At 72.3% G+C, this 22,699-nt stretch carries 21 protein-coding genes; 8 read left to right on the top strand and 13 right to left on the bottom strand.

The features are described from left to right. Positions 1 to 48 precede the first annotated feature (48 nt). A complete protein-coding gene (locus tag OIE12_RS07455) occupies positions 49 to 1,506 on the top strand; it encodes a hypothetical protein (RefSeq protein WP_329132996.1) in 1,458 nt (485 codons plus the stop codon). An 87-nt stretch (positions 1,507 to 1,593) separates the two neighbouring features. Here the strand turns inward: OIE12_RS07455 and OIE12_RS07450 are convergent, their stop codons facing one another. Further along, complete coding sequence (locus OIE12_RS07450; protein WP_329132994.1) at positions 1,594 to 2,007, bottom strand: VOC family protein; 414 nt, start codon at positions 2,005 to 2,007, stop codon at positions 1,594 to 1,596. 301 nt (positions 2,008 to 2,308) lie between these two features. Between OIE12_RS07450 and OIE12_RS07445 the strand changes: the two genes are divergently transcribed. From OIE12_RS07445 to OIE12_RS07435, 3 genes are all read left to right on the top strand, one after another. Continuing rightward, positions 2,309 to 3,907: an ABC-F family ATP-binding cassette domain-containing protein gene (locus tag OIE12_RS07445; RefSeq protein WP_329132992.1), complete on the top strand. Its 1,599-nt coding sequence runs from the start codon at positions 2,309 to 2,311 to the stop codon at positions 3,905 to 3,907. Between the two features lie 336 nt (positions 3,908 to 4,243). Beyond that, positions 4,244 to 4,465 (top strand): helix-turn-helix domain-containing protein, encoded by a 222-nt coding sequence (locus OIE12_RS07440; protein ID WP_030378959.1) that lies wholly within the window; start codon positions 4,244 to 4,246, stop codon positions 4,463 to 4,465. A gap of 141 nt (positions 4,466 to 4,606) precedes the next feature. Then, positions 4,607 to 5,410, top strand: coding sequence for an enoyl-CoA hydratase/isomerase family protein (locus OIE12_RS07435; protein ID WP_329132989.1), 804 nt, complete (start codon positions 4,607 to 4,609; stop codon positions 5,408 to 5,410). Between the two features lie 105 nt (positions 5,411 to 5,515). On the opposite strand, the gene OIE12_RS07430 is transcribed toward OIE12_RS07435, so the two are convergent. The 7 genes from OIE12_RS07430 to OIE12_RS07400 form a co-directional block, all read right to left on the bottom strand. Then, positions 5,516 to 6,271, bottom strand: coding sequence for an SDR family oxidoreductase (locus tag OIE12_RS07430; RefSeq protein ID WP_329132987.1), 756 nt, complete (start codon positions 6,269 to 6,271; stop codon positions 5,516 to 5,518). 15 nt (positions 6,272 to 6,286) lie between these two features. Continuing rightward, on the bottom strand, positions 6,287 to 8,089 hold the full coding sequence (locus OIE12_RS07425) for a glycoside hydrolase family 15 protein (protein WP_329132985.1): 1,803 nt from the start codon (positions 8,087 to 8,089) through the stop codon (positions 6,287 to 6,289). An 84-nt stretch (positions 8,090 to 8,173) separates the two neighbouring features. After that, complete coding sequence (locus OIE12_RS07420; protein ID WP_329132983.1) at positions 8,174 to 8,980, bottom strand: SURF1 family cytochrome oxidase biogenesis protein; 807 nt, start codon at positions 8,978 to 8,980, stop codon at positions 8,174 to 8,176. Between the two features lie 54 nt (positions 8,981 to 9,034). Further along, a complete protein-coding gene (locus OIE12_RS07415; protein WP_329132981.1) occupies positions 9,035 to 9,268 on the bottom strand; it encodes a hypothetical protein in 234 nt (77 codons plus the stop codon). Positions 9,269 to 9,355: 87 nt separating this feature from the next. Next, positions 9,356 to 10,366 (bottom strand): DEDDh family exonuclease, encoded by a 1,011-nt coding sequence (locus OIE12_RS07410; RefSeq protein ID WP_329132979.1) that lies wholly within the window; start codon positions 10,364 to 10,366, stop codon positions 9,356 to 9,358. Positions 10,367 to 10,445: 79 nt separating this feature from the next. Further along, positions 10,446 to 11,849, bottom strand: coding sequence for a CoA transferase (locus OIE12_RS07405; protein ID WP_329132977.1), 1,404 nt, complete (start codon positions 11,847 to 11,849; stop codon positions 10,446 to 10,448). A gap of 85 nt (positions 11,850 to 11,934) precedes the next feature. Then, positions 11,935 to 13,449: a S8 family peptidase gene (locus OIE12_RS07400; RefSeq protein WP_329132975.1), complete on the bottom strand. Its 1,515-nt coding sequence runs from the start codon at positions 13,447 to 13,449 to the stop codon at positions 11,935 to 11,937. Positions 13,450 to 13,770: 321 nt separating this feature from the next. Here OIE12_RS07400 and OIE12_RS07395 point away from each other — a divergent pair, with 321 nt between their 5' ends. From OIE12_RS07395 to moaA, 3 genes are all read left to right on the top strand, one after another. Beyond that, positions 13,771 to 14,127 carry a DUF485 domain-containing protein gene (locus OIE12_RS07395; protein ID WP_030378950.1) on the top strand — a complete coding sequence of 119 codons (357 nt, stop codon included), beginning with the start codon at positions 13,771 to 13,773 and terminating at the stop codon, positions 14,125 to 14,127. Further along, positions 14,124 to 15,758, top strand: coding sequence for a solute symporter family protein (locus OIE12_RS07390; RefSeq protein WP_329132974.1), 1,635 nt, complete (start codon positions 14,124 to 14,126; stop codon positions 15,756 to 15,758). Before OIE12_RS07395 ends, OIE12_RS07390 begins: the two co-directional genes overlap by 4 nt. Positions 15,759 to 15,937: 179 nt before the next feature. Continuing rightward, the gene (gene moaA / locus OIE12_RS07385) at positions 15,938 to 16,927 is read left to right on the top strand and encodes a GTP 3',8-cyclase MoaA (protein WP_329132972.1); all 990 of its coding nucleotides are present in this window, start codon (positions 15,938 to 15,940) and stop codon (positions 16,925 to 16,927) included. On the opposite strand, the gene OIE12_RS07380 is transcribed toward moaA, so the two are convergent. Together OIE12_RS07380 and OIE12_RS07375 are read right to left on the bottom strand one after the other, a co-directional pair. Next, complete coding sequence (locus OIE12_RS07380; RefSeq protein ID WP_329141758.1) at positions 16,910 to 17,191, bottom strand: hypothetical protein; 282 nt, start codon at positions 17,189 to 17,191, stop codon at positions 16,910 to 16,912. The two genes, moaA and OIE12_RS07380, sit on opposite strands and share 18 nt — an antisense overlap. 224 nt (positions 17,192 to 17,415) lie before the next feature. Then, the gene (locus OIE12_RS07375) at positions 17,416 to 17,817 is read right to left on the bottom strand and encodes a DUF3099 domain-containing protein (RefSeq protein WP_329132970.1); all 402 of its coding nucleotides are present in this window, start codon (positions 17,815 to 17,817) and stop codon (positions 17,416 to 17,418) included. A gap of 252 nt (positions 17,818 to 18,069) precedes the next feature. Between OIE12_RS07375 and OIE12_RS07370 the strand changes: the two genes are divergently transcribed. After that, positions 18,070 to 18,354, top strand: coding sequence for a GlsB/YeaQ/YmgE family stress response membrane protein (locus tag OIE12_RS07370; RefSeq protein WP_329132968.1), 285 nt, complete (start codon positions 18,070 to 18,072; stop codon positions 18,352 to 18,354). A gap of 86 nt (positions 18,355 to 18,440) precedes the next feature. Here OIE12_RS07370 and tyrS read toward each other — a convergent pair whose 3' ends face one another. The 3 genes from tyrS to OIE12_RS07355 are packed head-to-tail and all read right to left on the bottom strand — an operon-like array spanning position 18,441 to position 22,686. After that, entirely contained in the window at positions 18,441 to 19,712 is a 1,272-nt protein-coding gene (gene tyrS, locus OIE12_RS07365) for a tyrosine--tRNA ligase (RefSeq protein WP_329132966.1), read from the bottom strand. A 59-nt stretch (positions 19,713 to 19,771) separates the two neighbouring features. Continuing rightward, a complete protein-coding gene (locus tag OIE12_RS07360) occupies positions 19,772 to 21,166 on the bottom strand; it encodes a metallopeptidase TldD-related protein (RefSeq protein ID WP_329132964.1) in 1,395 nt (464 codons plus the stop codon). Then, positions 21,163 to 22,686: a TldD/PmbA family protein gene (locus tag OIE12_RS07355; protein WP_329132962.1), complete on the bottom strand. Its 1,524-nt coding sequence runs from the start codon at positions 22,684 to 22,686 to the stop codon at positions 21,163 to 21,165. Before OIE12_RS07355 ends, OIE12_RS07360 begins: the two co-directional genes overlap by 4 nt. Positions 22,687 to 22,699 lie beyond the last annotated feature (13 nt).

The raw sequence follows: 22,699 nt of genomic DNA, 5'->3' as shown, positions 1-22,699 counted from the left end.
TCGGCATTCCGTTTGGGTTTTCGGACCGTCAACCGGAAGACTGCACCTGTGACGTCCCGTACCCCGCGCGACTCCAGGCTCCGACTCGTCCGTCCGCGGCCCCTGGCCGCCGCTCCCCGGGCGGTGAACCAGCACCGCACGCGCCGCCCCGCGCCCCGGCCGCCGGAGGGCACCCCGCCACCGGCGGAACTGGCCCGCATGGCCCGCGCCCGGCTGGCCGGGGCCGCCACGATCGCCCGGTGGGCCGACACCGCACTGCGCCCCGGCCGTGACGGCGCGGGCTCCGACGGCGGAGGCACCCTCTCCGACCGGACCGCCGAACACGCCGCGGACGAACTGCGGCTGACCGTCGCTCAGGTGCGCGCCGACTGGGACACCGCCCGGCTCGCCGGCCTCGTCGAGGTGCACGGCAACAGCGCCCGCTCCGGCTGGCGGCTGCGCGCCTGGGACCGTGACGACAGCGCCGTCCTGCGCGGCTGGGTCGCCCTGTTCGACGCCTGGTCGCTCGCCTCCCCGGAGCCCTCGGACCGGGAGCACGCCGACGTCGCCGAGGTCGTCTCCGCGATGCCCCAGCTCCTCTCCTTCCTTCAGCTCTCCGCCGGCCCCGTGCCCGTGGAGCAGCTCCTGGACCTGCTGCGCCAGCGCGTCACCGAGCTGCGCACCGAACGCTGCGAGGTCCCCTACGGCCCCGCGCCCGAACCCCTCGCCCCGTCGAACGGCGGCCTCCGGGCCGTCGAACCCCCCTCCCTCGTCGTTCCCCCCGCCCCACCCGAACCCGCCGACGCCGGCACCCTCGCTCCCCTCCTCGACTGGGCGCTGCGGGCGCTCGCCTCTGTGGGGGCGCTGACCTACGGCGACGGCCAGGCCACCCTCACCCCGCTCGGCAACTGGGCGGTGTGGGTCAAACTGGAGCAGATCTGCGTGGCCGCGCAGAGCCCCGCCGGCAACATCGAGGTCGCCGCCGAGGACATGCTCCGCGGCTGCGCCCAGCTCCGCCCCAACGCCGCCCGCGCCGAGTACCGCGCCTGGCTCGCCGCCCGCCCCGTCGGCGGCGCCGTCACCGAACTCCTCGAGGCCGCCCGCGGCGAGGACGCCCTGCTGCGCGGCCTGGCCTTCGAGGCGCTGCGCGTCGTCGGCGCCCCCGCCGAACCCGAGGTGCGCACCGCCGCCGAGGAGGCCGGACTGCGCCCCTACGCCCTGCTCTGGCTCGCCGAGCAGGAGGGCGTCGACCCCGAGGACGCCCACGAGGTGCTCACCCGCGAGGAGGCCACCTGGCTGTGGGTCGACACCGCCGCCGCCGTCGCCGACCACGGGGAGGCGCCGCTCCTCGTACGCCACCTGGAGTCCGCCGTGCAGCCCACCGTGCCCGCGCTCCTGGACGAGGTGCGTGCCGTCGGCCATCCGCGCACGGTGCAGGTGCTCGTCGCCCTCGCCGCCGCGCACCCCGACCCGGCGCTGGCCAGAGCCGTCCGCAGAGCCGCCTTCCAGGTCCACACCGGCGGCTGACCCCACGAGCGGGCCCCGTGCCCGGCCACCCCGCTCAGGAACCGGTCCCGCACAGGAACCGGTCCGCGCTCAGGAACCGGTCCGCGCTCAGGAACCGGTCTCCGGCGCGTACGTGCCGAAGCTCCAGATGTTGCCCTCCACGTCCCGGGCCATGTAGTCCCGTGAGCCGTAGTCCTGGTCCGTCGGGGGCATCAGGATCTCCGCGCCCTGCTCCACCGCTCTGCGGTGGTGTGCGTCGACGTCGTCCACCACCACGTAGACCCCCGACGGGCCCCCGCCCTTCATCGCCTCGTCGAACCGGCCGCCCCGGCCCTTGGAGCCGAGCATCACCGCGCCATTGCCCTGGACCAGTTCGGCGTGGACCACCTTGCCGTCCTCGCCCTCGTACACCGCGAGTTCGGCGAAACCGAACGCCGCGGTGAGCTGGCGGATCGCCGCCGACGCGTCCGCGTACAACAGCGTCGGGAAGACGCTCGGACGTCCGCCGCCCGTGCCTGCCATGCCGATCACGCTCCCTTCACGGCCTCCGCACCCCGCGCCCTCCATGACCGGAATGTGGCCTGCTTCACAGTCTGGCACCCCCCACTGACAACGCGGCCGGAACCGGCACGGCCCTACCCGGGAGGAGTACGCGAGCGGCACGTACGGGACGCGGCAGGAAGCGCACGGCGGCCCCGTACGTGGGGCAAAACCGCTTGCGCACCCCCGTTAGACTTGGCCCATGGCCATTCTCCTCGCGCATTAGACAGCGGGAACGCCCCCAGCCGCCCGTCCCGCCCTCTCCCGCTACTGGAGTCTGTCCGTGATTTCCGCTTCCGGCATCGAGCTGCGCGCCGGTGCCCGCATCCTCATCGAGTCCGCCACCTTCCGCGTCGCCAAGGGCGACCGCATCGGCCTGGTCGGGCGCAACGGCGCCGGCAAGACCACCCTCACCAAGGTCCTGGCCGGCGAGGGCATCCCGGCCGGCGGCACCGTCACCCGCTCCGGCGAGGTCGGCTACCTCCCGCAGGACCCCCGCACCGGCGACCTCGACGTGCTCGCCCGCGACCGCATCCTCTCCGCGCGCGGCCTGGACGTCCTGCTGCGCAAGATGCGCGAGAACGAGCAGCGCATCGCCAACGGCCAGGGCGCCACGCGGGACAAGGCCATGCGGCAGTACGAGCGCCAGGAGACCGAGTTCCTCACCAAGGGCGGGTACGCCGCCGAGGCCGAGGCCGCCACCATCGCCGCCGCGCTCAACCTGCCCGACCGCGTGCTCGGCCAGCCCCTGCACACGCTCTCCGGCGGCCAGCGGCGCCGTATCGAACTGGCCCGCATCCTGTTCTCCGACGCGGACACCCTGCTGCTCGACGAGCCCACCAACCACCTCGACGCCGACTCGATCATCTGGCTGCGCGACTACCTCAAGACCTACCGCGGCGGCTTCATCGTCATCTCCCACGACGTCGACCTGGTCGAGACGGTCGTCAACAAGGTGTTCTACCTGGACGCCAACCGCTCCCAGATCGACGTCTACAACATGGGCTGGAAGCTGTACCAGCAGCAGCGCGAGGCGGACGAGAAGCGCCGCAAGCGGGAGCGGCAGAACGCCGAGAAGAAGGCCGCCGCGCTCCACTCGCAGGCCGACAAGATGCGTGCCAAGGCCACCAAGACGGTCGCCGCGCAGAACATGGCCCGCCGCGCCGACAAGCTGCTCGCCGGTCTGGAGGCGGTGCGCCAGTCCGACAAGGTCGCCAAGCTCCGCTTCCCCGAGCCGTCCCCCTGCGGCAAGACCCCGCTCATGGCCGAGGGCCTGTCGAAGTCGTACGGCTCCCTGGAGATCTTCACCGACGTCGACCTGGCCGTCGACAAGGGCTCCCGGGTCGTCATCCTCGGCCTCAACGGCGCCGGCAAGACGACGCTGCTGCGGCTGCTCGGCGGCGTCGAGCAGCCCGACACCGGCGCGGTCGTCCCCGGCCACGGCCTCAAGCTCGGCTACTACGCGCAGGAGCACGAGACCCTCGACGCCGACCGCACGGTGCTGGAGAACATGCGTTCGGCCGCGCCCGACATGGACCTCGTCGAGGTCCGCAAGGTGCTCGGCTCGTTCCTGTTCTCCGGCGACGACGTCGACAAGCCCGCCGGGGTCCTCTCCGGCGGCGAGAAGACCCGGCTCGCGCTGGCCACCCTCGTCGTCTCCTCCGCCAACGTGCTGCTCCTGGACGAGCCCACCAACAACCTCGACCCGGCCAGCCGCGAGGAGATCCTCGGCGCCCTGCGCACCTACAAGGGCGCGGTCGTCCTGGTCACCCACGACGAGGGCGCGGTGGAGGCGCTGCAGCCGGAGCGGATCATCCTGCTCCCGGACGGCGTCGAGGACCTGTGGGGTTCCGACTACGCGGACCTCGTCGCCCTCGCCTGAGCGAGGTGATGATCCATTGCTCATGGATCATTCGGCCCATCGGTGATCCACCATCTGTGTGAGATCTCCTCGTACCGCGGTGCGTCGCACGCCGCTCTTCCGGCCGGGTCCCCCTTCCGCGGGGGCCCGGCCGTCGCGCGTCCGTGACCTGCTGCTTCGCGGAAGCACTCGTTCGGACGTACGGAACGCCACCGATCGGAATACATCCCTCCGCTTGTGGGGACCCGCTCCTGTCGTCAAAACCGTCTCTCATCGACCTTGCCGAATGGGTGGCCAACCCGCCCCGGAGGGGTGATCATGAGAGGACCAGAGCGCACTTCCCATGAGGAGGCACGGGTGGCCGAGACTCTGAAGAAGGGCAGCCGGGTGACCGGCGCCGCGCGCGACAAGCTCGCGGCAGACCTGAAGAAGAAGTACGACTCCGGTGCGAGCATCCGGGCGCTGGCCGAGGAGACCGGCCGCTCGTATGGCTTCGTGCACCGGATGCTCAGCGAGTCGGGCGTCACGCTGCGTGGACGCGGCGGAGCGACCCGGGGAAAGAAGTCCACCTCCGCCTGAGGCCCTCGAGCCCTGGGCGGCCATCGGATCTCCGATGGTGACCACCCGGACGGTCGGGTGACCGACCGGGTGGTTACTGTGCAGTCACTTGGGATGCCGGTGCACGGCGTCCCCGACGACCGCACCCCTCGGAGGCGCCCCATGGCTTCGCTCGGACTGGACCTCGAACCGGTATTCGACAAGGACGGCGTACGCCTCACCGTGGACGACGCGATCGCCACGGTGACGCTGACCAACCCCGCCAAGCGCAACCCCCAGGGCCCCGCTCTGTGGCGCGCGCTGATCGAGGTCGGCCGGCTGCTGCCGGGTTCGGTGCGGGTGGTCGTGCTGCGCGGCGAGGGCCAGTCCTTCTCGGCGGGGCTCGACCGGCAGATGCTCACGCCCGACGGAATCCCCGGCGAGCCCTCGTTCATCGGGCTCGCGCGCAGCGACGACGCCGAGCTGGACGCCACGATCGCCGCGTACCAGGAGGCGTTCACCTGGTGGCGGCGGAACGACCTGGTGTCGATCGCCGCCGTGCAGGGGCATGCCATCGGCGCCGGATTCCAGCTGGCGCTCGCCTGTGACCTGCGGGTCGTCGCGGACGACGTGCAGTTCGCCATGCGTGAGACCAGCCTCGGTCTGGTGCCGGACCTCGCGGGTACGTACCCGCTCGTCGGCCTGGTCGGGTACGCCCGCGCCCTGGAGATCTGCGCGACGGGCCGCTTCGTCCACGCGGAGGAGGCGGTGAGCACCGGCCTGGCCAATGTCGCGGTGCCCGGCGCGCAGCTCGACGACGCGGTGCGGGATCTCGCGGACGCGCTGCTCGCGGCCCCGAGGGACGCCGTCGTCGAGACGAAGGCGCTCCTGCGGGGGGCGGCCGACCGCACGTACGACGCGCAGCGCGCGGCGGAACGGGCCGCACAGGCCCGCCGCCTCCGCGACCTGGCCGGCCTGTCGGACTGAGCGGGGCGCCCAGTAGCTCGGGGGTGCGTGTTGTCGGGCGACTGCGGGTGTTCGTGGTCGCTCGCGCAGTTCCCCGCGCCCCTTTCAGGGGCGCGAGGAAATCCCTCAGAACCCCCGCAGCGCGCCCCCGTCCACCGGCAGCATCACGCCCGTCAGATACGACGCCCCCGGCGACAGCACGAACGCCGCCACCCGCCCGAACTCCTCGGGCAACCCGTACCGCCTGAGCGGAATCCGCGACTCCTGCGCCCGCCGCGTCGCCTCCGGATCCGCGGACAACGCGTCCAGCTCCCGCACCCGGTCCGTATCGATCCGCACCGGCAGCAACCCCACCACCCGAATCCCCCGCGGACCCAACTCGTCCGCCAACGACTTCGCGAACCCCGCGAGCCCCGGCCGCAACCCGTTCGAGATCGTCAGCCCCGGTACCGGCTCGTACACCGACCCCGACAGCACGAACCCGATCACCCCGCCCTCCGCCAGCTCCGCCGCGGCCGCCCGCGCCATCCGCACCGCCCCCAGGAACACGGACTCGAACGCGGCCCCCCACTGCTCGTCCGTGTTGTCGGCGACGAACCCCGGCGCCGGCCCGCCCACACTCACCAGCACCCCGTGGAAGCCGCCGAAGTGCTCCCGCGCGGCGGCGATCAGCCGGGCCGGCGCCTCCGGGTCGGCATTGTCCGCGGCCACCCCCACCGCGTTCGGCCCGAGCTCCGCCGCGGCCTCGGCCACGCCGTTGTCGTCCCGCCCGGTGAGCACCACCTTGGCCCCGTCGGCCACCAGCTCCCGAGCGGCGGCGTTGCCCAGCCCCCGGGTCGCCCCGGTGACCACGTACACACGGTCCTTCAGTCCAAGATCCATACGTCCATCCTGCCCTCACTGCTGCGGGAACGCGGGGCTGGCCCCCTTGCCGCCGTACAGACACAGCGCCGTGTTGACCAGGCCCAGATGACTGAACGCCTGCGGAAAGTTGCCGAGCTGGCGGCCGTCGACCGGGTCGTACTCCTCGGCGAGCAGCCCGACGTCGTTGGCGAGGGCGACGATCCGTTCGAACAGTTCCCTGGCCTCCTGCGCGCGGCCCGTCAGGTGCAGCGCCTCCGCGAGCCAGAAGGAGCAGACCAGGAACGTGCCCTCGTCGCCGGGCAGCCCGTCGACGTTCGGGCCGGCCGTGCTGTAGCGGCGTACGAAGCCCTCGTGGCCGAGCTCCGCACGGACCGCGTCGACCGTGCCGACCACCCGGGGGTCCTCCGGCGGCAGGAAGCCGACCCGGGGGATGAGCAGCAGCGAGGCGTCCAGCTCCTGCGAGCCGTAGAACTGGGTGAACGTGTTCCGCTTCGGGTCGTACCCCCGTTCGCACACCTCCCGGTGCACCTCGTCCCGCATCGCCCGCCAGCCGTCGAGGTCGCCGTCGAGTTCAGGGTTCTGTTCGAGCGCGCGCACCGCGCGGTCGGCGGCCACCCACGCCATCACCTTGGAGTAGACGAAGTGCCGGCGGCCGCCGCGCACCTCCCACAGCCCCTCGTCGGGCTGTTTCCAGGCGGTGCGCAGGAAGTCCATCAGGGCCCGCTGCACCTGCCACATGTGCGGCTTGGCGGGCAGCCCGGAGCTGAGCCCGAGCGAGAGGGAGTCGATGACCTCGCCGTACACGTCCAGCTGGAGCTGGGTCACCGCGTCGTTGCCGATCCGTACGGGGGAGGAGCCGGCGTAGCCGGAGAGCCAGGGCAGCTCCACCTCGCGCAGCCGCCGCTCGCCCGAGAGGCCGTACATGATCTGCAGGTCGGCGGGGTCGCCGGCGACCGCGCGCAGCAGCCAGTCCCGCCACGCCTCGGCCTCGTCCAGATAGCCGGCGCCGAGCAGCGCGTTCAGGGTGAGCGTGGAGTCGCGCAGCCAGGAGTAGCGGTAGTCCCAGTTGCGGACCCCGCCGAGCTGTTCGGGCAGTGAGGTGGTCGGCGCGGCGACGATGCCGCCGGTCGGCCGGTAGGTGAGCGCCTTGAGCGTGATGAGGGAGCGTACGACGGCGTCCCGGTGCGGCCCGTCGTAGCGGCATCTGGCCGCCCAGGCCTGCCAGTCCGCCAGGCTGGTGCGCAGGGCGGTGTACGGGTCGACGAGCGGGGGGCGCGGCTCGTGCGAGGGGTGCCAGGTGAGGACGAAGGCGACCTTCTCGCCCTCGCGCACGGTGAACTCCGAGTGCGTGCAGAAGTCCTCGCCCCAGGTGCGCACGTGCGGCTCGCTGCGCAGCCAGACCGCGTCGGGCCCGGCGACCGCCACGCGGTGGCCGTCGGTGCGGCGCATCCAGGGGACGATGGAGCCGTAGTCGAAGCGCAGCCGGAGCGCGCCGCGCATGGTGACGGCGCCGGACAGCCCCTCGACGATGCGGACGACGTCGGGGGCGCGGTCGCGCTGCGGCATCAGGTCGGTGACGCGGACCGATCCCTCGGGGGTGTCCCACTCGGTGTCCAGGATCAGGGAGTCGGGGCGGTAGGACCGTCGTGCGCAGGTGTCGGCCCCCTTGGGCGCGAGGCGCCAGTGGCCGTTGTGCTTGTCGCCCAGGAGGGCGGCGAAGCAGGCCCCGGAATCGAAGCGGGGCAGGCAGAGCCAGTCGATCGAACCGGCTCTGCTGACCAGCGCGGCGGTCTGTTCGTCACCGATGAGGGCGTAGTCCTCGATGCGCAACTCCATGCGGTCGCGGGTTCCCGGAACGGGACCGGCGCAATCACGCAGGCCCGGGGCGCACGGAGGCACCGGAAGCCCCCGGGACGGGCCTTACGCCGTGGCGGGTTCCCGTGACTCCGCCGTGTCGTCGTTCTCGCCGTCCTCGCGCTCCGCGCCCGCCCGGTCGCGGGCCTCCCGCCGGGCCAGGACGACCCAGCCCACCGGAACGCCCGCCGAGAACAGCCACCACTGGACCGCGTACGCCATGTGGGGGCCGATGTCGCTGTGGTTGGGGTCCGGGATCAGCTCCGGGCTGCCGCCCTTCGGCTCCGGCGCCGTCAGCTCCACATAGCCGCCGAGGACCTGCTTGCCGAGCCGGTCGGCCTCCTCCTTGCTGTTGATCAGCATGACCTGGCGGTCGGGGAGGCCCTTGACGTTCTTGATGCCGCTGTCGGCGGTCGTCTGGTCCGGCATCAGCCGCCCGGTGACGGTGATCTCACCGCGCGCGGGCGCCGGGATCTTCGGGAACTCGGTCTGCGCGCCGTCCGCCGGGACCCAGCCCCGGTTGACCAGCAGCACCTTGCCGTCGTCCAGGACGAACGGGGTCAGCACGTGGTAGCCGACCTCGCCGTCGGTGTTCGTACGGCGCCGGACGACGACCTCGTGCGCGGTGTCGAAGTGGCCCTCGGCGGTCACCCTGCGGTACAGGTCGACGTGCTTGACCTGACCGCCGGGGGAGGTGAGCGACTCGGCGGGCACCGGCTTGGCGGCCAGCGAGTCGCCTATCACCTTGTTCAGCGCCACCTTGTGCTCGTGCCGGTGCAGCTGCCAGAAGCCCAGCTCGATCATCGTCGGGATGAGCACGAGTGCGATGAGGGTGAGGATCACCCACTGCCGGGACAACAGGAAGCGGTACACCCGATGACGGTACCTCTTGCGCGCGGGCGCCCGACGCGTAGGGGTCCCCCGGCCTCAGACCCGGTCGGTGATGCCCGCCCTCCCCTCCGCGCGGGCGCAGTGCGCCCCGCAGTACCAGTGGCCGTCCACGTCGACGCCCTGGCCGATGATCTGCACGCGGCAGTGCTCGCAGATCGGGGCCATCCGGTGGATCGCGCAGGAGAAGCAGTCGAAGACGTGCACCGCGCCCTGGGCGTGCACCTCGAACGTCATGCCGTAGTCGTTTCCGCAGACCTCGCAACGTGCCATGGGGGACAGGGTGCGGTGCCGCCCCGCACGGGGCGAGCGACCGCCGGGCGCGTCGCCGCACCGTCACCCGTACGTCCGGTATGCGGCTTATGCCTGCTTGCTCCCCTTGGTGCTTTCGGCCTCCGTCGCCGGTGCCACGTTCTGCAGGAGCTGGCCGAAGGCCGCCTCGTCGACCACCGGCGTGCCGAACTGCCGGGCCTTGAGCACCTTCGAGGTGCCCGAGTCGGGATCGTTGGTGACGAGCAGGCTGGTGAGCCGGGACAGGCTCGTCGCCACGTGCAGTCCGGCGTCGACCGCGCGGTCCTCCAGCAGCTCGCGGTCGACCGAGGTGTCCCCGGAGAACGCCACCCGCATCCCCTGCTTCAGCGGCCCGCCCTCCTCGTACCGGCCGGGGTTGGGGTAGGGGCACGGCGGCAGCTTGCGGGACTGGCGCCAACTCCCGGGCCGGTGGCCCCCGGCGGGCGTGGCCTGGCGGCCGATGCGCGGCGTCGCGGACCACTCGGTGAGCGGCAGGCACTCCAGGAGCGGCAGCCGGACGTTGTCCCGCGCCGCCGCGTGCAGGCTCGGCCGGAACGCCTCGGCCAGCACGCGCGCGTCGTCCAGCGCGTGGTGCGCCCGCTGCTGGACGACGCCGAAGTGGGCGGCCAGCGTCTCCAGCTTGTGGTTGGGCAGCGGCAGCGCGAGCGCCTTGGAGAGCGCGATGGTGCACAGCCGCTGACGGACCGGCGGCTCGTGGCCCACGCGCGCGTACTCCCGGGCGATCATCGACCAGTCGAAGACCGCGTTGTGCGCGACGAGCACCCGGCCCGCCAGCCGGGCCGCGAACTCCTCGGCCACCTCCTGGAACAGGGGCGCCCCTTCGAGCGCCTCGCTCGTCAGACCGTGTATCCACACGGGGCCGGGATCGCGCTCCGGGTTGACCGTCGTGTACCAGTGGTCCTCGACCTCACCGCGGGCGTCCAGCCGGTAGACGGCCGCCGAGATGATGCGGTCGTCCCGGGCCAGACCGGTGGTCTCCACGTCGACGACCGCGTACCCCTGCGGATACGCGGCCGGCCAGGATGCCGGGGGCACTGCGATCGTAGGGTCTTCGAGCATGGTCAATGAGAATACGGCCTCCCACTGACAGCCCTGACGGCCCCGTCACCAACCTCGCCGCACGGGGGCTGACGCCCCCTCACCGCCACCGGGCCGCGTCGGCGCCCCACGCCCCCGGTGGCCGCTCCCAGGTCGGCGGGGAGCCCGCGAAGCGGACCGGCGACAGGGCGTACCGCAGCCTGCCCGCCCCGCTGTCCGCCTCCGCCAGCCAGGGCGAGGCGTCCTCGTACGGCGCCCCGGGCACCACCGTGGCCGCCTCCGTGGGACGCCCGCCGTCGCCCCGCGCCCCCGTCAGCCACGCCGCCGTCCGCGCGAGGGCGAGCCGTACGACGCGGGAGCCGCCCCGTTCCGTCTGCTCGGTGAGGGAGCGCAGGACGGCCGCCGCCAGCAGATAGCCCGTGCCGTGGTCCAGCGCCTGCGCCGGCAGTACCCCCGGCCTGCCGTCAGGCGCCCCCTCGGTCACCGCGATGCCGGTGGCGACCTGCACCAGGCTGTCGAAGCCCCGCCGCCCGCCCCAGGGGCCGTACGCGCCCCACGCCGACAACTGCGCCACCACCAGCCCCGGCCGCCGCTCGGCGAGCGCCCGGGCGGAGAGCCCGAAGCGGTCGAGCGCGCCGGGCCGGTACCCCGTCACGACCACGTCGGCGCCGGTCAGCAGCTCCTCGAACGCCTCGCGGTCGCCGGGCGCCGTCAGGTCGAGCGTCGCGGAGCGCTTGCCGAAGTCCATGTCGAGATGCTGGTCCGGGAGTTCGGGGAGCCCGGGGCTGTCGATCCGCAGTACGTCGGCGCCGAGCAGGGCGAGCGTGCGGGTCGCCACGGGTCCGGCGACGACCCGGGTGAGGTCCAGGACGCGCAGCCCCGCCATCGGGAGCAGGGGCGCGTCCGTGAGCGGCGGGGGCGTGCGCGCCGGTGCGTCGTCCAGGCGCTCGCGCTCCACCAAGGGGCGCGCGGCGAGCGCCCGGCCCTGCGCGTGCGCCGCCCACTCCTCGGGCGTGCGCATCGCCACCGCGAGCCCTCCGGCCGCGTACACCGTCTCCTCCACCTCGGCGGCGGAGCGTTCGGCGAGTACCGCCTCGACCGTCTCCACGGTGGCGTCGGCCGTCAGTCGGAGCGCGCCGAGCAAGCGCGCCCGGTGGTGCGGGTAGTTGGCGTGCGTGCGCACCCAGCCGTCCGCGGTGCGCCAGAAGCGCGAGAGCGGCGCGAACGTCTCCGGTGCGCGCCCCTCGACCCGCAGGTGCCGTTCGCTGTGGAAGGCGGTCGCGACGGCCCCGTCGTCGACCCGCACCTCGGGCACCTGTACGAGCCCGGCCCGCCGCGCTCCCCACTCGGCGCCGGCCAGCGCGCACGCCCCCACGCACGCCCGCGCGAGCTCCCGCACGGGCAGCCGTGCCGTGAGCGCCCCCTCCCGTACGACGGCCGAGACCCGGGGGACCAGCGACGCGTTCCCGCCCAGCGCCGCCCACGCCATGTCGATGTCGGTCATGACCGCAGTATGCGCGGGCGCGCGGCGCACGTGAGGGGCCGGGTGCGCCACCGGCGCGCCCCGGCCCCTCACGTGCCGAACGGGACTACCGCGTGACCGCCTTGAGCGCGTTCACGGTGCCCCACCCGTAGAACCCGTTGCGGTTCTTCGAGCCCTCGCACACCGCGTCGACCTTGCCGTCCGAGTCGATGTCGTACGGCTTGGTGCACGGCGTGGCGTCGGCCTCGGCGTAGAGCAGGGCCTTCACCAGCGAGGCGGGGGCGTGCGGGTGCGTCGACTTGATGAGCGCGGCCACACCGGCGACGTGCGGGCTCGCCATCGACGTACCGGCCATGTAGCCCCAGCCACCGCCCGGCAGCGGGCCGAGGATCAGGCCGCTGGTGGCGGGCGGTGCCGGGGTCTGGTAGGCCGTCGAGTCACCGCCGGGCGCGGCGACGTCGATCTGGCCCAGGCCGTAGTTGGAGAACGACGACTTGATGCCCTTGGCGCCGGTCGCGGCGACGGTGACGACGCCCGGCAGCTGGGTCGGGATGTCGTAGCACTTGGAGGTGTCGATCACCCGGTCCCCGGGGGTGGTGTCGTTGGGGGAGGAGGGGTCGGTGATCTCGTCCGCGGCCAGGTCGTAGTTCTCGTTGCCGGCGGCGGCGACGTTGACCGTGCCCTTGTGCTCCGCGTACCGGGTGGCCCGGGTCAGGGCGGTGACGAGCGCCTTCTGGTCCGGGTCGTCGGTGCAGTTGAAGTACCAGGGGTCGGTGTAATAGCTGTTGTTGGTGACGTCGACGCCGTGGTCCGCGGCCCACATGAAGCCGCAGACGACGGCCTCGGTGTAGAAGAAACCGGCCGTCGTGGCGACCTTGATGCCGGCCACCTTCACGCCCGGGGCGACACCGGTGATGCCGACGCCGTTCTTGGCCCCCGCGATCTCACCCGCCACGTGCGTGCCGTGCGGGCTCTCCTCGGCGGTGGGCCGCCACGCGCCGTCGGCCGTGTTCGCCTTGCCGGAGACGCAGTTGGCGGAGGCCTCGCGGTCGAAGTTGGGCGCGATGTCCGGGTGGGTGTCGTCGACGCCGGTGTCGATGACGGCGACCGTCACCCTGCGGCTGCCGAGCGTCTTCTCGTGCGCCTTGTCCGCCTTGATGGCGGGCAGGTCCCACTGCAGCGGCTCCAGCGGGTCCTGGCCGTCGACGGCCTCGGCCCCCGCCACCTCCTGCGCCGAGAGCGCCTTGGGGGTGCCGACGTCGGTGGTGGACTGCGCGGGCAGCGGGGCGGTACGGGTCGCACCGGCCGACTGGACGCCGGGCACCCGGCGGACGGTTCTCGCGAAGTCGGCGTTCGAGGAGTGGACGACGATGACGCCTATCTTGTCGTACGAGGTGACGACCGTGCCGCCGGCCCTGCTGATGGCCCGCTGCACCCGGGCCGAACTGCCGTGCCCCGGGGTGACGTTGACGACGTAGCTGAGCGGGGTGCCGTCGGCCGTGGCGGCCCCCGGCGTCCCCTCGGCGGCGAAGGCGCCGGTGTTCGGCAGGAAGGCGAGGGCGGAGGCCATGGCCATTCCGAGCGGAAGGGCCATGACGCGGCGCGAGCGCAGACGAGGCATGGGATCTCCACATCATCCGTAAGCGTGAAAGCCCGGGACGCGGGTGACGGCCCGGGCAGGTACATGACGGGTGGTGCAGGGTGACGCTATCCCGCGACCTCGCTGGCCAGCAATGAGTTCGCAAAATCACCCGGATCGATGGCGTCTCGGCGGGATGCCGAAGCGGGTGGCGAAAACGTCCCCGGAAAGCCGCCGCGGATGTTGAACCGGTCCGCCGGCCGGTCCGTGACCTTGTGCAGGGAACGGGAGAGTGACCGGAAACACACCCTCCTCGTTCACCGTCGTCACCACCCGTACGCACCAGCAACGCGAGGAGACTTCGTGGCCACCGACGCACCTCCCCCTTCGAAGGCCGAACCCCGGCTCCCGTCGACCGAGGAGTTCACCGCGGTGCAGCAGAGCGCCGAGTTCGGTGAACTGCGCCGCGCCCACCGGTCGTTCGCCTTCCCGCTGACCATCGCCTTCGCCGCCTGGTACCTGCTCTACGTCCTGCTGTCCAACTACGCGGGCGACTTCATGGGCACCAAGCTCTTCGGCAACATCAACGTCGCCCTGGTGCTCGGCCTCGCCCAGTTCCTCACCACGTTCCTCATCGCCTGGTGGTACTCGCGGCACGCCGCCGCCAAGCTCGACCCGAAGGCGGACGCCATCAAGGCCCGGATGGAGGGCGGCGCATGAGCCCCGCACACCCCGCAGCGCACACCCTGCTCGCCGCCGGCGAGGCCAGTGAGCACCGGACGCTGATCATCACCCTGTTCGCGGTGTTCGTCGCCGCCACGCTCGTCATCACCGTCTGGGCGGGCCGGCAGACGAAGGACGCCGCCGACTTCTACGCCGGCGGCCGCCAGTTCAGCGGCTTCCAGAACGGCCTCGCCGTCTCCGGCGACTACATGTCCGCCGCGTCCTTCCTCGGCATCGCCGGCGCCATCGCCCTGGCCGGCTACGACGGCTTCCTGTACTCCATCGGCTTCCTGGTCGCCTGGCTCGTCGCCCTCCTCCTGGTCGCCGAACCACTGCGCAACTCCGGCCGCTACACCATGGGCGACGTGCTGGCGTACCGCATGCGGCAGCGCCCGGTGCGCACCGCCGCGGGCACCTCCACGATCGTCGTGTCGATCTTCTACCTGCTGGCGCAGATGGCCGGCGCCGGTGTCCTCGTCTCGCTGCTGCTCGGCATCACCAGCGACGGCGGCAAGATCGCCATCGTCGCCCTGGTCGGCGTCCTGATGATCGTGTACGTCACCATCGGCGGCATGAAGGGCACCACCTGGGTGCAGATGGTCAAGGCCGTGCTGCTGATCATCGGCGCCATCCTGCTGACCTTCCTGGTGCTGCTGAAGTTCGACTTCAACATCTCCGACCTGCTCGGCAAGGCCGCCGAGAACAGCGGCAAGGGCTCCGCCTTCCTCGAACCCGGACTGAAGTACGGCGCCACCGGCACCACCAAGCTGGACTTCATCTCCCTGGGCGTCGCCCTGGTCCTCGGCACCGCCGGACTGCCGCACATCCTGATCCGCTTCTACACGGTGCCCACCGCCAAGACCGCCCGGAAGTCCGTCAACTGGGCGATCGGCCTCATCGGCGCCTTCTACCTGATGACCCTCGCCCTCGGCTTCGGCGCCGCCGCGCTGATCAAACCGGACGAGATCATCGCCTCCAACAAGGCGGGCAACACCGCGGCACCACTCCTCGCCCTCCATCTGGGCGGCGTCGACTCCAACTGGGGCGCGATCCTGCTCGCCTCCATCTCCGCGGTCGCCTTCGCCACGATCCTCGCGGTCGTCGCGGGGCTCACCCTGGCCTCCTCCTCGTCGTTCGCGCACGACATCTACGCCAACGTCATCAAGAAGGGGAAGGCGGGCGAGAAGGAGGAACTGCGCGCGGCCCGCTGGGCGACCGTCGGCATCGGTGCCGTCTCCATCGTGCTGGGCGCCCTCGCCCGCGACCTCAACGTGGCCGGACTCGTCGCACTCGCGTTCGCGGTCGCCGCCTCCGCCAACCTGCCGACCATCCTCTACAGCCTGTTCTGGAAGCGGTTCACCACCTCCGGGGCGCTGTGGTCGATCTACGGCGGCCTGGTCACCGCGGTCGGACTCGTGCTGTTCTCGCCGGTCGTCTCCGGCAAGCCGTCGTCGATGTTCCCGGACGTCGACTTCCACTGGTTCCCGCTGGAGAACCCGGGGCTCATCTCCATCCCGGTGGGCTTCCTGCTGGGCGTGATCGGCACGCTGCTGTCGAAGGAGAAGCCGGACGAGGGCAAGTACGCGGAGCTGGAGGTGCGCTCCCTGACGGGCACGGGGGCGCACTGAGCACCTGGTCGACCCCGCCGGGGCCGCGTCGTGCACCGCACGGCGCGGCCCCGGCGTGTGCGGGGGCACGAGGGACGTACGGGATCCGTGGCAAGAACGCCTCGGCCGTTGTCGGTGGCGTCACGTAGGCTCGCAGTTGCCGGGAAGAATTACGCAGTGTCCCGAGGGAGGGGGCCCACGTGCTCATCGACACCTACGGCCGGGTGGCCACCGACCTGCGCGTCTCGCTGACCGACCGCTGCAACCTGCGGTGCACCTACTGCATGCCCGAGGAGGGTTTGCAGTGGCTGGCCAAGCCGGACCTGCTCACGGACGACGAGATCGTCCGCCTGATCGACATCGCGACCGGCACCCTCGGCATCACCGAGGTCCGCTTCACCGGCGGCGAGCCGCTGCTGCGCCCCGGGCTCGTCGGCATCGTCGAGCGGGTCGCGGCCCTGGAATCGCGCCCCCGGATGTCCCTCACCACCAACGGCATCGGCCTCAAGCGCACCGCGACGGCCCTGAAGGCGGCGGGCCTGGACCGGGTCAACGTCTCGCTGGACACGCTGCGCCCCGAGGTCTTCAAGACCCTCACCCGGCGGGACCGCCACAAGGACGTCCTCGAAGGGCTCGAGGCCGCCCGCGCCGCCGGACTGACCCCCGTCAAGGTCAACACCGTCCTGATGCCCGGCCTCAACGAGGACGAGGCCCCCGACCTCCTCGCCTGGGCCGTGGAGCACGACTACGAGCTGCGCTTCATCGAACAGATGCCGCTCGACGCCCAGCACGGCTGGAAGCGCGAGGGCATGGTCACCGCCGGGGACATCCTCACCGCGCTGCGCACCCGCTTCACGCTGACCCCGGAGGGCGCGGAGGAACGCGGCGCCGCCCCCGCCGAGCGGTGGATCGTGGACGGCGGCCCGCACCGCGTGGGCGTGATCGCCTCCGTCACCCGCCCGTTCTGCGCCGCCTGCGACCGCACACGGCTGACTGCCGACGGGCAGATACGGACGTGTCTGTTCGCGCGGGAGGAGACGGACCTGCGCGAGGCGCTGCGCTCGGGCGCGCCCGACGAGGAGATCGCCCGCATCTGGCGCGTGGCGATGTGGGGAAAGAAGGCCGGATCCGGTCTGGACGACCCGACGTTCCTCCAGCCCGACCGCCCGATGTCAGCGATCGGCGGCTGAACCCTCACCCTGCCCGGCGGCCGGTCCGCCGGGATGCGGGGCCTCGTCGGCCGGTTCCCACTCCTCCAGCCGTACGACGTCCTTCAGGAATCCGCGCACGCCCAGGAACTGGGACAGATGCTCCCGGTGCTCGTCGCAGGCCAGCCAGGTCTTGCGGCGCTCGGGCGTGTGCAGCTTGGGGTTGTTCCAGGCCAGGACCCATACGGCGGCGGCACGGCAGCCCTTGGCGGAGCAGATCGGGGTGGCGGGATCATCGGGGACCATCACACCGCGACAATACCGGCCGGTCACAAGGCGACGCCGAGCAGCCACGGGGGGAGCTGCCCGGCGTCGGTCTGTCGCTCCGACGGGGGATGCGGAGCGCGTACGAAGTATGTCACGGGTAGCCCGTCGCCCGGCACCGGAACAGCACGATTGATCTGAGGATTCTTCGGCTCCCCCGCGGGGGCCGCGCAAGGGGTGGTTCCGGTTCCGCGGATCCGCCGTGGTCAGGCCCGTTCGCGCGACTCGCCGCGCGGTCCCGCGGCCGCTCCGGGCAGCGGATCGTCGGCGCCCGAACCCGTGGCACGGTCGGCGGCCGGCGGCGGGATCATCGGACGCGTCGGCATCCGCACGAACGTGGACGGCAGCCCCGGAGCGTTTTCCCGGCCCGCGTTGGCGATCACCACGGCGACGTAGGGCAGCACCGCGCCGAGCACCAGGGCGACGATCGCGACGTACCGCTCCACGTTCCACAGACAGGCGGCGAGGATCACCGCGACGGTGCGCAGCCCCATGGAGATGACGTACCGCCGCTGCCGCCCGCGCACATCGTCGGCCAGACCCTGCCGGGCGCCGGTGATCCGGAACACCTGGGCATTGCCGTTGCCGCTGCCGTTCTGCTTCGCCATCACTTCCACCGCCCGCCTGCCCCACTGCCCGCCCGGCCCGTACCGGTGCGCACCCGGTCGGGCCCCGCGCCGAACGTTTCAACGGTACGCCCCGTCCGCCCAGGCCACGAGAGGGGGTCGGCGCAGGCCGGGCCGGGTGGGGGAGTCCCGTCGCGGAGCCGTCACACGGTCGGCCCCGCCCCGCGTGCACCGTCCGGGGGACCACCCCAACCTGGTCGTACCGCTCGGGGCGGGCCGTACAAGGAGGACATCATGGGCTGGTTGTGGGCGATCATCGTCGGATTCGTGCTCGGACTGCTCGCCAAGCTGATCCTTCCGGGCAAGCAGCACAGCCCGCTCTGGCTGACGACCGTCATGGGCATCATCGGCGGCATCGTCGGCAACGCGATCGCCCGGGGCATCGGCATCGGCTCGACCCGCGGCATCGACTGGGGCCGCCACTTCCTCCAGCTCGCCGCGGCGGTCGTCCTCGTCTTCTTCGGCGAGATGCTCTACATGGCCATGCGGGGCAGGCGCGGGCAGCGCGAGCGGATCTGAACTCCGCCCACGCCGCTCACTCCGCCCAGGCCGGCCGGCGGCCGGTCTACGGAGGCGTCGGGCCCCGGCAGTGGACTCCGGGACCGTCAGACTCCGGCCGTGAACTCCACCGCCGCCAGGTTGCGCTTCCCGCGCCGCAGCACCAGCCACCGGCCGTGCAGCAGGTCCTCCGGGGCGGGGACCGCGTCCTCCGCCGTGACCTTGGCGTTGTTCACGTACGCGCCGCCCTCCTTCACCGTGCGCCGCGCGGCGGACTTGCTGGCGACGAGCCCGACCTCCGCGAACAGATCCACGACCGGGGCGAGTTCGGCGACCTTCACATGCGGCAGCTCGGAGAGGGCCGCCGCCAGCGTGGCCTCGTCGAGACCGCCCAGCTCGCCCTGCCCGAACAGCGCCTTCGACGCGGCGATCACCGCGGCCGCCTGCTCCGGGCCGTGCACCAGCGCCGTCAGCTCCTCGGCCAGCGCCCGCTGCGCCGCCCGCGCCTGCGGCCGCTCCTCGGTCCCCCGCTCCAGTTCCTCCAGCTCCTCGCGGGACTTGAAGGACAGGATCCGCATGTAGCCCGAGATGTCCCGGTCGTCCACGTTCAGCCAGAACTGGTAGAACGCGTACGGCGTCGTCATCTCCGGGTCCAGCCAGACCGCGCCACCCTCGGTCTTGCCGAACTTGGTGCCGTCCGCCTTGGTCATCAGCGGTGTGGCGTAGGCGTGGACCCCGGCGTCCGGCTCCAGCCGGTGCAGCAGGTCGAGGCCGGCCGTGAGGTTGCCCCACTGGTCGCTGCCGCCCTGCTGCATCGTGCAGCCGTAGCGCCGGTACAGCTCCAGGAAGTCCATCGCCTGGAGGAGCTGGTAGCTGAACTCGGTGTAGCTGATGCCCTCGGAGGACTCCAGGCGCCGGGCGACGGAGTCCTTGGTCAGCATCTTGTTGACGCGGAAGTGCTTGCCGATGTCCCGCAGGAACTCGATCGCGGACAGCCCGGCGGTCCAGTCCAGGTTGTTGACCATGACGGCCGCGTTCTCGCCCTCGAAGGACAGGAACGGCTCGATCTGGCCACGCAGCCGCTCGACCCAGCCCGCGACGGTCTCCGGTGAGTTCAGCGTGCGCTCCGCCGTCGGCCGCGGGTCGCCGATCTGGCCCGTGGCCCCGCCCACCAGCGCCAGCGGCCGGTGCCCGGCCTGCTGGAGCCGGCGCACGGTGAGCACCTGGACCAGGTGTCCCACGTGGAGGGACGGGGCGGTCGGGTCGAAGCCGCAATAGAACGTGACGGGACCGTCCGCGAGCGCCTTGCGCAAAGCGTCCTCGTCAGTGGACTGGGCGAACAGCCCACGCCACTTCAGCTCGTCGACGATGTCCGTCACGGTTCTCGCGTCTCCTCGGTGATGCGGTGGTGCTGATGGGTGAGAGTTCGGCTACGAGGTTATACGCCCTGACTGACAGAGCTCATATTGAAGTCCGGCACCCGCAGCGGAGGCATCGCGGCCCTGGTGAACCAGTCGCTCCACTCCCGCGGCAGCGTCTTCTCCGTGCGCCCCGCCTCGGTCGCCCGGCCCAGCAGGTCCACCGGCGACTCGTTGAACCGGAAGTTGTTGACCTCGCCGGTGACCTCGCCGTTCTCGACCAGGTAGACGCCGTCCCGGGTCAGCCCGGTCAGCAGCAGCGTCGCCGGGTCCACCTCGCGGATGTACCACAGGCAGGTGAGCAGCAACCCGCGCCCGGTGTCCGCGACCATCTCCTCCAGGGAGCGGTCGGCGCCCCCGTCCAGGATCAGGTTCCCGATCGCCGGGGTGACCGGCAGCCCGGTCAGCCCGGCGCTGTGCCGGGTGGTCGTCAGGTGCTTCAGCGCGCCGTCGGAGAGCCACTCGGTGGCGGTCAGCGGCAGCCCGTTGTCGAACACCGAGCGGTCGTCCCCCGAGGAGTGGGCGAGGACGAACGGGGCGCACTCCAGACCCGGCTCGTGCGGGTCGCTGCGCAGCGTCAGCGGCAGCTCCGCGAGCTTCTCGCCGACACGGGTGCCGCCGCTGGTCCGGCTGAAGACCGTACGGCCCTCGGCGGCGTCCCGGGCCGCCGCCGACCACAGCTGGTAGATCAGCAGGTCCGCCACGGCCGTCGGCGGCAGCAGTGTCTCGTAGCGGCCCGCGGGCAGCTCCACCCGCCGCTCCGCCCAGCCCAGGCGTACGGCGAGCTCCGCGTCGAGCGCCGCCGGGTCCACGTCGGTGAAGTCCCGGGTGGCGCGGCCGGCCCACGCCGAGCGCGTACGGTCCGGTGACTTGGCGTTGAGCTCCAGGGTCCCGGTGGGCTGGTCGTGCCGCAGCCGCAGCCCGGTCGAGCTGCCCAGGTAGCTGGAGACCAGCTCGTGGTTGGCGAAGCCGTACAGCTCGCGGCCGCCGGCCCGGGCGCGGGCGAACGCGTCGCCCAGGGCGGGCGCGAAGCCGTCGAAGACGGCCGAGGAGGTCTCGGCGGGCGCCTCGGTGAAGTCGGGCGAGGCCGGCACGTCGGCGACCAGTGGCTGCGCGTCCTCGGCCGGGCCGGCGCCGCGGGCGGCGGCCTCGGCGGCCCGTACCAGCGGCTCCAGCTCGTCCGCGGTCACCGCGGAGCGGGAGACCACGCCGGACGCCGTGCCCTCCTTGCCGTCGACGACGGCGACGACGGTGACCGTGCGCCCGCGTGTGACGCCGTTGGTGGTCAGCGCGTTGCCCGCCCAGCGCAGATTGGCGGTGGAGTGCTCGTCGGCGACGACGACACAGCCGTCCGCCCGGGACAGCTCCAGGGCCCGCTCGACGATCTCGTGCGGCTTGTTGGTGCGGGCGCTCATCGACCGGCCTCCTGCGTGGTGTTCAAGATGTTGACGCCCCGGAAGAGGGCGGACGGGCAGCCGTGCGACACCGAGGCGACCTGACCCGGCTGGGCCTTGCCGCAGTTGAACGCGCCGCCGAGCACATAGGTGGACGGCCCGCCGACGGCCGCCATGGAGCCCCAGAAGTCGGTGGTCGTCGCCTGGTAGGCGACGTCCCGCAGCTGCCCGGTGATCCGCCCGTTCTCGATCCGGAAGAACCGCTGCCCGGTGAACTGGAAGTTGTACCGCTGCATGTCGATCGACCAGGACCGGTCGCCGACCACGTAGATCCCGCGGTCCACGCCCCCGATCAGGTCCTCCGTCGACATCCCGGCGGGGTCAGGCCGCAGCGACACGTTGGCCATGCGCTGCACGGGCACATGGCCGGGGGAGTCGGCGTACGCGCACCCGTTCGACCGCGCGAAGCCGGTCAGCTTCGCGATCCGCCGGTCGAGCTGGTAGCCGACCAGGGTGCCGTCCTTCACCAGGTCCCAGGACTGCGCCTCGACGCCCTCGTCGTCGTACCCGATCGTGGCGAGTCCGTGCTCGGCGGTGCGGTCGCCGGTGACGTTCATCAGCTCCGAGCCGTACCTGAGCTTGCCGAGCCGGTCGAAGGTGGCGAAGGAGGTGCCGGCGTAGGCGGCCTCGTAGCCCAGCGCGCGGTCGAGTTCGGTGGCGTGCCCGATCGACTCGTGGATGGTCAGCCACAGGTTCGACGGGTCGACGACGAGGTCGTACACCCCGCCCTCGACGCTCGGCGCCCGCATCTTCTCGGCGAGCAGCTCCGGAATCTCGGCCAGCTCACTCTCCCAGTCCCAGCCGGTGCCCGTCAGGTACTCCCAGCCGCGTCCCACCGGGGGCGCCAGGGTGCGCATCGAGTCGAACTCGCCGGTCGACTCGTCGACGGCGACGGCGGTGAACTGCGGGTGCAACCGCACCCGCTGCTGGGTGGTCACGGTCCCGGCGGTGTCGGCGTAGAACTTGTTCTCGTGCACGGTGAGCAGCGAGGCGTCCACGTGGCTGACGCCCTCGGCCGCGAGCAGCCGCGCGCTCCACTCGGCGAGCAGTCCCGCCTTCTCCTCGTCCGGCACGGAGAAGGGGTCGATCTCGTACGACGACACCCACGTCCGCTCGGCGTGCACGGGCTCGGCGGCCAGCTCCACGCGCTCGTCCGACCCGGCGGCCGCGATCACCCGCGCCGACAGCTTCGCCATGGCCACGGCCTGCGAGGCGACCTTCGCGGCGGCGTCCATGGTCAGGTCCACCCCGGAGGCGAACCCCCAGGTCCCGCCGTGCACCACCCGGACCGCGTACCCGAGGTCGGTGGTGTCCGAGGCCCCGGCGGGCCGGGCGTCCCGCATCCGCCAGGCCGCGTTGCGCACCCGTTCGAACCGGAAGTCCGCGTGCTCGGCCCCGAGCGCCCGCGCCCGCGCGAGCGCGGCGTCGGCGAGGGCCCTCAGAGGCAGCGCCGTGAAGGCTTCGTCGATGGTATGCGGCACGGAGGTCTCCCTG

The sequence above is a fragment of the Streptomyces sp. NBC_00670 genome, from assembly GCF_036226765.1.
Classification (GTDB): domain Bacteria; phylum Actinomycetota; class Actinomycetes; order Streptomycetales; family Streptomycetaceae; genus Streptomyces.
This window is presented reverse-complemented; position numbering and strand designations above follow the sequence as displayed.

Bases quoted from the DNA above. Each gene is read 5' to 3' on its own strand.
- OIE12_RS07405 (WP_329132977.1), bottom strand. From the start codon at position 11,849: ATGACCGACATCGACATGGCGTGGGCGGCGCTGGGCGGGAACGCGTCG.
- OIE12_RS07375 (WP_329132970.1), bottom strand. From the start codon at position 17,817: ATGGCGAAGCAGAACGGCAGCGGCAACGGCAATGCCCAGGTGTTCCGG.
- OIE12_RS07370 (WP_329132968.1), top strand. From the start codon at position 18,070: ATGGGCTGGTTGTGGGCGATCATCGTCGGATTCGTGCTCGGACTGCTC.
- OIE12_RS07380 (WP_329141758.1), bottom strand. From the start codon at position 17,191: ATGGTCCCCGATGATCCCGCCACCCCGATCTGCTCCGCCAAGGGCTGC.
- OIE12_RS07415 (WP_329132981.1), bottom strand. From the start codon at position 9,268: ATGGCACGTTGCGAGGTCTGCGGAAACGACTACGGCATGACGTTCGAG.
- OIE12_RS07400 (WP_329132975.1), bottom strand. From the start codon at position 13,449: ATGCCTCGTCTGCGCTCGCGCCGCGTCATGGCCCTTCCGCTCGGAATG.
- OIE12_RS07430 (WP_329132987.1), bottom strand. From the start codon at position 6,271: ATGGATCTTGGACTGAAGGACCGTGTGTACGTGGTCACCGGGGCGACC.
- OIE12_RS07450 (WP_329132994.1), bottom strand. From the start codon at position 2,007: ATGGCAGGCACGGGCGGCGGACGTCCGAGCGTCTTCCCGACGCTGTTG.
- OIE12_RS07435 (WP_329132989.1), top strand. From the start codon at position 4,607: ATGGCTTCGCTCGGACTGGACCTCGAACCGGTATTCGACAAGGACGGC.
- OIE12_RS07410 (WP_329132979.1), bottom strand. From the start codon at position 10,366: ATGCTCGAAGACCCTACGATCGCAGTGCCCCCGGCATCCTGGCCGGCC.
- OIE12_RS07360 (WP_329132964.1), bottom strand. From the start codon at position 21,166: ATGAGCGCCCGCACCAACAAGCCGCACGAGATCGTCGAGCGGGCCCTG.
- OIE12_RS07390 (WP_329132974.1), top strand. From the start codon at position 14,124: ATGAGCCCCGCACACCCCGCAGCGCACACCCTGCTCGCCGCCGGCGAG.
- OIE12_RS07425 (WP_329132985.1), bottom strand. From the start codon at position 8,089: ATGGAGTTGCGCATCGAGGACTACGCCCTCATCGGTGACGAACAGACC.